This is a genomic window from Enhygromyxa salina (genome assembly GCF_000737335.2).
GTDB classification, from domain to species: domain Bacteria; phylum Myxococcota_A; class Polyangia; order Nannocystales; family Nannocystaceae; genus Plesiocystis; species Plesiocystis salina_C.
The window spans coordinates 1-9,059 of record NZ_JMCC02000181.1 but is presented as its reverse complement, the minus strand read 5'-3'; the positions used below and the strand labels follow the sequence as shown (position 1 = coordinate 9,059).

The 9,059-nt window shown below is 68.2% G+C and carries 5 protein-coding genes; 1 reads left to right on the top strand and 4 read right to left on the bottom strand.

Annotated elements, in window-relative coordinates:
- Window positions 1-262: 262 nt before the first annotated feature.
- Complete coding sequence (locus tag DB30_RS39325; protein ID WP_052559099.1) at window positions 263-2,683, bottom strand: tetratricopeptide repeat protein; 2,421 nt, start codon at window positions 2,681-2,683, stop codon at window positions 263-265.
- 101 nt (window positions 2,684-2,784) lie between these two features.
- Here DB30_RS39325 and DB30_RS39320 point away from each other — a divergent pair, with 101 nt between their 5' ends.
- On the top strand, window positions 2,785-3,432 hold the full coding sequence (locus DB30_RS39320; protein ID WP_146662715.1) for a tetratricopeptide repeat protein: 648 nt from the start codon (window positions 2,785-2,787) through the stop codon (window positions 3,430-3,432).
- 74 nt (window positions 3,433-3,506) lie between these two features.
- Here DB30_RS39320 and DB30_RS39315 read toward each other — a convergent pair whose 3' ends face one another.
- The 3 genes from DB30_RS39315 to DB30_RS39305 form a co-directional block, all read right to left on the bottom strand.
- Entirely contained in the window at window positions 3,507-4,682 is a 1,176-nt protein-coding gene (locus tag DB30_RS39315; RefSeq protein ID WP_146662713.1) for a hypothetical protein, read from the bottom strand.
- Window positions 4,683-4,833: 151 nt separating this feature from the next.
- On the bottom strand, window positions 4,834-7,188 hold the full coding sequence (locus DB30_RS39310) for a TonB-dependent receptor (RefSeq protein WP_165704161.1): 2,355 nt from the start codon (window positions 7,186-7,188) through the stop codon (window positions 4,834-4,836).
- Between the two features lie 313 nt (window positions 7,189-7,501).
- Window positions 7,502-8,320, bottom strand: coding sequence for a TetR/AcrR family transcriptional regulator (locus tag DB30_RS39305; RefSeq protein WP_052559091.1), 819 nt, complete (start codon window positions 8,318-8,320; stop codon window positions 7,502-7,504).
- Between the last annotated feature and the right edge of the window lie 739 nt (window positions 8,321-9,059).

Sequence of the window (9,059 nt, the reverse complement as noted above, 5' to 3'; positions counted from 1 at the left end):
CGTTGTGCGTGATCGAGGTGGGCGGGCAAGGCGACCCGCCTGCCGGTGTTGGTTCAGATTGTAAAAGCAGGGCGCGGCGGTCACTCTTGGGCCCAAAGTCCGAGTTCTCGGACCGAGATAGCCGACCAAGCTGTCGGTGAGAAACGGCCCTTGCCAATCATCTGGGCACTCGCCCAGCAGTCTCCGGACAGGACCTTCGGGCAGGGTGAGCCCCCGGGCAGGGTGAGCCCCCGCCGCGGGGTGAGCCCGGGCAGGGTGAGCCTCAGGGAAAATAGGTCTGGAAGAACGCGATCCGCTCCCGCCACTCCCCCACCTCCATCCGATGCCCCTCCCCCTCCGCAATCGCCTCCACCCCCCCAAGCACCGCCCGCGCCCCCGCCCAGTCTTTCGTCTGCGTCAACGCCGAGACCAACCCCAACAACGCCGCCCGCCGCAACTCCACGCTCAACACCCCCCCCTCATCCACAACCGCCCGCCCCAGCACCTCCGCCGCCCGCTCAGGCTCTGCGATGCTCAAGAACTGCCGCCCAACCAGGTAGTCCCCAACCGCCGCATACCCCGGCACTTCGGCGATCTTCGCCGCCGTCCACAGCTGCAGCATCGAGTTCGCCCGCGAGTCCCCATTCACGCGAAACGGCCCAAAGTAGGCGACCACCAGCGGAGCCAGCTCCGCATCCTCGGTCGCCATCAGCTTGATCTGCAGCTGCCGCCGACTCGCCTCGCTCAACCCCAACCCGATCGCAGCCCGGTAGTGCACCGCCGCCTCCTCCAACTGCCCAGCAACCAGCGCCGTGTCTCCTCGCTGCTCATCGATGATCGCTCGCACGGTCGCCGTCAGCTCCTCGCGCGCGGCGAGCTCATCCAGCACGATCGCCGCCTCTTCGAACTGCTCCCACCCCGCGAGCATGTCGGCCAGTCGCAAGAAGTGACCCGGTTCGTCGGGCTCGATCCGACACAGCGTCCGCTGGGTGTCGAGTGCCTCGTCCTCCTGCCCAAGCACCCGCGCCACCGCAGCCGCGCGCCCCAGATCCGCGGCCCGGTGCGCACACGGCCGTCGAAACACCGAGCTTCGTTGATAGCGCTGCGCCTGCGCCTCGATGTCCGCCTCGCGCAGCGGAATCTGTCGCAAGAACGCAATCCACCCCGCCTCGAGCTCGGCGAGGCTCGCTCCAAACGTGGCCTCGAAGTCCCCCGCGTTGCCATACAGCTCCGCGACGGCAGCCCAATCATGGGTCTGCGCCAACCACAGCACGAACGACCCGGCGGCCGCATACGCCCGGCTCGCCGCCGCCCCCCAAAACCCTGCCCCCATGATCTCCTGCAGCGGCGGACGCTTCTCCAGTCGATCGAGCACCGCGGCCTGCTCGTGCAACCCCAGGTTGTCGTGCGCGCGCGGGGCCAGGGCCGTCGGCACGCCTTCGACCAGCGCGCCGTTGAAGCGCAGCCCCGCGATCGGGAGCCCGAGCACCGGATCCCCGAAGTCACCCAAGAACGCGTGCGCGAGCTCGTGATGCATCACGTCGTGCGGCCACGGCCGATGACTCAGGTACATCTGTTGGCGCCACGGCGGAGACACCTCGACCCGGTTTGCGCCGATCAACGCCCCGCGCTGCTCGCCGTTGACGAAGATGAAGCTCTGGACCTTTCGGCTTGGCGCCGAGCCCAGCCGGCGCTCGAGCTGGTGCCACGCAAACTCGTGCTCGGCCGCGACCATCTCGATCTCGCGGGCGGTGATCGAAGTCGGTGCGTAGCGGATCACGAAGTGCTCGGTCGTCTTGGTCGCCGCGAGCACCCGGCCCAAGCTCTCGGTCGTCGCGCTAAAACCCAAGCGCGGGGCCGACCACCCGATCACCAGCGCCGCGATCGCGAGCGCCGCCGCGACAGCCGAGCGCAGCCGGCTGGGCCCGCTCGCCAGCATGCGTCGCCAGCTCAGCCCGAGCTGCTCATCTAGGCTCGCGCCCAGAGCCAGCCACACCGCCGCGGCCGCCATCCAGTTGTAGCCGCGGTACAGCACATAGCGCGACGAGATCTCGATACCCTCGTCATAGATCGGCCCCGAGAACCACCCGAAGAAGGGATCGTACGCGAACACGACTGGGTCGGCGTAGAGCCGATACACACCGATCAGCGTCGACCCCAGCAGCGGCGTCCACCCGGCCAGCAGCAGCACCCACCGCTTGCGCGGGCCGAGCAACAGCGCAGCGGCGACCCCCGCCAGCCACGCCAGCGCGGCTGAGCACACCGGGCCCATCACGAAGTACGCGGCGCCACCGATCGGGTCGCAGTTGGTCGTCCACAGCATGCCCACGACCAGGACACCCAGGGCAAGTCCCAGCAACCACGCGAGCTCGCGCGCCCCGTCGGCCGCCAGCCGCCACAGCGGCCCCGCTTCAACGTCCGTGGCACGCCGTTGCGCGGGCGGCCCCACGGCGTCCGCGAGCTGGCCCGCGCCGAGCGAAGATCGCTCAGTGCCAGCCGCAGCCCGAACACGCAGCACCGCGTCAACGCCCGCAACCACGGCGAGGCAGCTCAACAGCGGCGCGAGCAGCAGACTCGAGAAATAGCCCAGCGTCCCCACCATCGGCACGAAGCTGAGTGCGAGCACGCAGACGAACACAAACGCCCGCCGACGCAGGTCCGCCTGGCTCGGGATCTTTCGCAGCCAACGCAGCAAGGCCGTCACGGGCGGAGTATGCCTGCGCACGGGCTCGCGCATCAGACGCATTGCCGCTTTCGCTTCAGGCCGGCCCGCAGCGCCTGTATGATCCGGTTGGAGAGAGCCCCATGGCCGCAACCAAGAAAGACCTGTGGAGCGCCGCGATCGAGGCGTTCGAGGATGGCAGCCACGCGGTGCTCGAGCGGGTCTGTCGTGGGCTGCTCGAGCACGAGCCCGAAAATTTTCCGGTGCGCATGCTGCTAGCGCACGCGTTGCTCAAGATGAAGCGCTTCCCCGAGGCGGGCGACCTGCTCGAGGGCGCCAACCCCAGCGACGAGCGCACCCTCGTCCTGTGGCATCGCACGACCGGCGACTACTACGTCGAGCGGGGCGATCACGAGGCCGCCGAAGACGAGTACGCATCGGCGCTGGCGATCGCCGACGCGATGTCCAGCGACCTCGTGCTCGATCTCGTCGAGGCCCGGATCAACCAGGGCAGCCACGAGGCCGCGCTACGCACGATCGAGACCTTCGTCGCGCGACACGAGCACGAGCCGCTCGACGACCGCGAGCTGCTCGCGTTCGCCAAGGCCCGGGTGCTGCGAAACCTCGGCCGCTTCGACCAAGCGCTGATCGCCGCGCGCGAGGCCGAGGGCCTGGGCCGCGAGCTTGGTGGGTTCCCCGGCTGCGAAGCGCTGATCGCCGACCTCGAGCGGCGCCTGGACTGGGACGCCAAGCTGCCGCCCGAGACCCGCGCCGATCTCGACGCCGAGTAGCTGGGTCTCGAGTTGCCTGCTCGCCCAGAGCCGGCGCTCTCCGGCCGGCGACTGGGCTTCCCGCGAAGATGCGCTCAGCCGCAGGGGATGACCATGTCCAGCAGCTCGACCGCGCGCTCGATGTCGGCGGTGCTCGGCTCGCTGAGCGCGTAGATCGTCGCGAGCTCGTCGGCCGCGTCGGCGTCGCGCTCGCGAACTTCTCGATCGAGCGCCTCACCCACGACCTGCACGAACGCCCAATTCGCCTCGAGCGCCTCACTGCATTGCTCGTCGTCATGCGCGAGCAAGTGCTGACGCAGCGCGACCGTGAACCCGCGCGCGAGCGCGTCGTCGAGCTGCTCCCACGCGCGGTCGAACAGGGCCTGGCCCTCGGCCGGCAGATCGGCGTAGGTCGGATAGTCGTCGGCCGAGTACAGATCCCGGAAACAACGAACCGCCAAGATCCCGTCAAAGATCCGCTGGTGTGCGGTGGGGCTGTAGTCGCGCACGAACCTGGCGAAGCCGATCACATCGCCGTCTGCCTGGGCGCCGCCGCCGTAGTAGGCCCACGCCGAGTCGCAGTCCTTCGGGGTCGCGACGCAGGTGAACGCTTCTTTGTAGACCGAGATGTACGAGAACCACACGATGCCGGCTTCGATCCGAGCGGCGTGGACGTTGGGATCACCCTCGCCGCTCATCCCGGCGATGAAGGCGTCGTTGATCAGCGGCCGGATCTTGACCGGTCCCGCGCAGCGATCGGGGTGGTTCTCGGCGTTCTGGGTGTTGGCGCACTGCTTGTCGGGATCGAGGCCCGGGTCCCACTCCGCCTCGGGGATCTCGGGGTAGTGCAGGTCCTCGCGTCGCTCGACCCGCGAGCCCAGGCCCTGATCAAACTCGTAGGCGGCGCGCGCCATCGTGAAGTCCTCTCGGGTCGGGGCGTCGTTGCGCCACAGCAGCTCCGCGATCTCTTCGGCGGCCTCGATCCGAGCGATCGAGCCAGGCGGATCCGAGACCAGCTCGTAGACGCCACCGTCCGAGATGCACGCGGGGTAGGTGTCGGCGTCGCTGTCGGCGGGCAGGTAGTCGGTGTCGAGCGGCCCGCAGGCGCTCTCGTCGATCGGGTCGTCGGCCGGGTCGCAGGGGTCTCCCGCGGCCACGTCACCGTCGCCGTCGCCAGCGTCGCCGTCGAGCGGATCGTCGCCCGCGCGGCAGGCTACGAGGGTGGCGAATAGGGTCAATGTACACAAAGCGCGATGGGGATGGATGGTCATGGGTCGTCCTGCTCCTCGGATACACCCGCGCACCTCCGCGCCACAATCGGGGGACTACCCAGATCTGCGCCCGAATGGACGGGGTGAAAGCCCGAGCAGATCGGGTCGAGGACCGAGGGCAAACCCGCGGTTCGGGCCGGCGGCTCCCTGGTCAAAACCCGACCTCGACCGACAAGTTGAGCGAGCGCGCAGCTCCGTTGACGCTCGACCCGTGATAGCGGTGCGGCGTGTCGATCACGTTCTCGAACACCAACCCGACCAAGACCACCGGATCGAAGCGATAGCCTGCGCGAAGATCCCAGACCGCAAATCCAGGGGTGCCGCCGTCGGGGATCCGCGTGTCCGCGACGTCTGCGATCGCCAGCCGATCTTGGGTGCCGGCCCAGCGCAGGGCCGAGCCCAGCCACACGCCCACCTTCGAGTACCACGTCAGCTCCACGGTGCCGTTGAGCGGGGGAACCCGCGACAAGGGCAGCCGCGCCTCGTAGTTGTTGGTGCCCGCGCTGATCGGTGGTGGCACTGGGTTTTGACCTTCGCCCCACGCCCACGACAAGGTCGCGCCGAGCACGAAGCCGGCCGGGATGAACACCCGCACCGAGCTGTCGACGCCGCGCAGGAGCGCCCACCCGTCGAGGTTGACCAGCTGAAAGCGGGTCCGCGATGCCTCGCAACCGGTCGGGTTGTCGGCGGCGCCGCCCGGGCACTCGCCGAGCTCGCGTGGGGCCCGGCCGATCAGGTTGCGAATGAACGAGTGCCACACGAACAAGCTGGCCTCGACGCGCTTGTGACGAACGCGAAAGCCGGTGTCGAGCGACAGCGCCCGCTCGGGATCCAAGCTCGCGTTCTCGAATTGAAACCCGGGGCCGACCTGCTGGCGGCTGGTCAGATCGTCGAGGTTGGGCGCGCGAAAGCCTTGGTCGAAGTCCAAGTGCCACGTCAGCCATGGCGCGGCGATGACCATGAGCCCGGCGTTGCCGACCGCGGTCGCCCAGCTCCGGTCGACACCCACGGTCTCACTGGCAGCGTCGCCGTCGGCGTTGGCCCACACGAACGCTGCCCGGGCGCCCCCGCGCAACCGGACCCGATCGCCAAGCCACAGGTAGGGCTGGGCCCACAGCCCGGAGGTCAGGTAGCGCGACCCGTCAATGTACTGACCGCGTGGCGCGACCGAGGTCACCGCCGGGGACACGTCGGTGAACACCAGCCACGACAAGCTCTCGATCATGTCGAAGTACAGATCGCCGCCATAGTCGACGCCAAACGCGGCGCGCTCACCCAGCGGGAGCACGGCCGAAGACACGCTGGTGCGCAGACCCAAGGTGTGTACGTCGTCGCGGCCGTTGCTCTCGATCCCGCCGGGAATGGTGGCGATCCCGTTGTCGCGGGTCAGCTGCGTGCGCTCGTGCTGATTTTGGTAGCTCACGCTCACGCGCGCGCGGGCGGCCGCGTCGGGCCCATCGGTCATGTCGGCCGCGAGGTAGGTGAGGGTCCGAAACTGGTCGAGGTAGATCAGGCACTCGTCGTCGGGCGCCTCGGCGGGCGGGCACTTGTCGGTCCGCGGCGCGTCTTTTTGTCGGTAGTCGTAGTAGCCCGCGCTGAGCCGCCAGCGATCGTCGATCTGCCAGACCACGCGGGCGTCGGCGGTCAGCTCACGAAAGCCCGTGCCAAGCTGGGTCCGCGCGTCACTCGCGAAGCGCGGCTCCTTCCACGGCTGACCCGTCGCTGGAGCCGTGACCGCGCCCGAGGTCCGCAGCTGGCCGACGTCGCGGTACCCGACGCCACCGAAGAAGCCGAGCTTGCCCTTCCAGCCCAGATCCAGCTGCGCCCGCCCGCCCAGCTCGCCATCTGCAGTGCGGTGGGCCAGCAGCAGGCGTGGGTGCACCGTCCACCGCTTCGAGCGATCCAGGGTCGGATCCACCGGCGTCGTCAGCAGCGCCCCGCCGATCGCGTCGGAGCCCCAGGTCGTCGAGGCGGCGCCGCGGACGACCTCGAGCCGCTGGATCGTCCGCGAGTCGACCGTGAAGAAGTACTGGTTCGGGCCTTGGCGAAACGTCGAGGTGTTGAGCCGGATCCCGTCAAACGCGATCAGCGTCTGCTGTCCGGTCAGACCGCGGACATACGGTGACGCCTGGGCGTGGGCGCTCTGCTGCACGTAGACGCCAGGTTCGAAGCGCAGCGCGTCGGGAGCAGAGCGAGGCAGCCGCTCTTGGATCTGGCGGCGAGTGACGACGCTGGCGTCGCGTGCGTAGTTGTCGGGCGTGTCGCTGTTGACGATGATCTCGCGGGTGTTGGCGTCGTCGTCGTCGTCGCCGTCCCCGTATTCGTCGCCGTCGCCGTCGCCGTCGTCCTCGCCGTCACTCGTTGGCTGCGGCGCCTCGGTCGGCGCGTGAGCGTGTTCGGCCGGAGCTTCGCTCGCCGCTGGCGGCCCGGCCCAAGCCAGCCTCGATGCTCCCGCCAACAACCCGGCCAGCGCAGCGGCGAGGCGGGATCCTGGCCGGACACACATTCTTGGCATTGTCGGGGGTCACCACAGCCGAACAAGGAGGGGATCCCCCCTGATCTAGGTGGATCCCCTCATGCGAGCTATCCGCGGCCCACGAACGCGATCCGCACACGGTCCAGACACTTCGCTGCCCAGGGTGAACCAGTCCACGAAGGTGTCCGCAACCGGACGAGACGCCCTTGACCGCGCTGAACACACTCGCCCCAAATCAAGCACCGAATTGGAAAGGTGAATGACTTGGGGCTGGCCGCCGAAGCGAGGGGGCTTTTGAACCCCCCTTTAGAGGCCCGAGTCGAGCGCAGCGCTTGATTCGGGACTAGCCGCCGTCGTGGCTGGCCCGCCACTCGATGTTGGGCCGCGCGACCGGGCGCAGGCGCGTGTCGACGTCATCGTCGTGGCTGCCGTTGGATCCTTGCGTTGCCTGGACTGGCGCGCTGGCTTCGATGCCGCCGCGGATCAGCCGCATCGCGTCGCGGACCAGGTCGCGCCACTCGGACTCGGCGAGCTCGGCTCCCGCGTCGGGCTTGCTCAGCAATTCGTGAGCGTCAACGCCGATCCGCTCGAGCACGGCGTTGGTGGTCCCGCGCAGGATCAACGCGTCGATCAAGTGTGCGGCGGTGCGCGGATCGATGTTCTGGCGGACCTCACCGGTCTGGCGTGCCTCGCTCAGGCGCGTGGCCAGGTCGTCGAGCTGCTCGCGCCACAACGAGCCATGCAGCTCGCGGAGCTCCGCGTCGGCGGAGGGCTCCATCGCGCTGGCGGCCAGGCGAGCGAGCCGCGGGTGCGCGAGCATGAAGCCGATCCGCGTCATCACCAGCCGCTCGAGCCCCGCGAACAGTCCAAGCACCTCGCGGGGTCCCGACGCCTCGGCGTCCAGCTCCTGCGCGTGCCGACGCGAGTCGTTCTCCAGCCACTGCGCGCGTCGGGCCTCGAGCTCGTCCGTCACCAACCACCGATACAAGTCGAGCTTGTTCTCGAAGTATTGGTACATGCTCCCTTTGGCGATTCCCGCACGCGAGACGATTCGTGACAGCGACGCCTGGCGATACGGGTATGTCGAAAACTCGTCGAGCGCGAGTTCGGTGATTCGTTTGCGCTTCTCGTCGGGGAGATTGAGGAAGGTCGGCTTTGGCATCGGTACTCGCTAGACTGCGCCTGTGGCGCAATTTGGGATTTGAGGGAGATCCAACGACTCGGGACGCAAATCACGGACACAGCAGGGCCGCGTTGACGGGCAGGGTATAGTAATCACCACTGGCTGAATTGGTACACTGAAACGTGGGTGGCAACGGTGCGAGTCGGCTCACCGTGAATGCACTCAATGCATACACGAACGCGAGACGAGAAGCGAGACTGCGTTTGCACCGCATTCAGTACACCGATTCGACTGCGGCGCTAGTTGCAGTCGACTGACGCCACCGATCGACCTATTTTGCCCCCACCGCGGCTCAATGCAGCTCGACGGGTGTCGCCAAATGCTACGACTGACAGGCGCCGGATTCCCGGCACGGCATGACCCGGGCACACTCGACTGACGAGCGACAAAGCCAGGGGCGTCAGGAACTAGTGCCGCACACCCTGAGTTCGTGCCGGGTTAGGTGCGGAGCTGAGGCCCAAGGGCGAGGAGCGGCGACGACGCTGTACCGGGCGTACTGCTAGAGCGCCGATCAGTTTGGAGTCGCGGCGTCAGGTGCGTCTGGGGCCGTTCCTGCCTAGGAGGGAGGCCGAAGCTGTATCCGGCATACTGCGAGCGCCGACCGACAACGGCAGGGGCGGTCCCAGATGTGCCTGGCGTCGTGAATTCAAACTGATTGGCGCTCTAGGAGCTGCGACACTGCCATTGGGCCTCAGTGCCGTGCATAACCCGGATCGAA

Bases quoted from the DNA above. Each gene is read 5' to 3' on its own strand.
- DB30_RS39320 (WP_146662715.1), top strand. From the start codon at position 2,785: ATGGCCGCAACCAAGAAAGACCTGTGGAGCGCCGCGATCGAGGCGTTC.
- DB30_RS39315 (WP_146662713.1), bottom strand. From the start codon at position 4,682: ATGACCATCCATCCCCATCGCGCTTTGTGTACATTGACCCTATTCGCC.
- DB30_RS39310 (WP_165704161.1), bottom strand. From the start codon at position 7,188: ATGTGTGTCCGGCCAGGATCCCGCCTCGCCGCTGCGCTGGCCGGGTTG.
- DB30_RS39305 (WP_052559091.1), bottom strand. From the start codon at position 8,320: ATGCCAAAGCCGACCTTCCTCAATCTCCCCGACGAGAAGCGCAAACGA.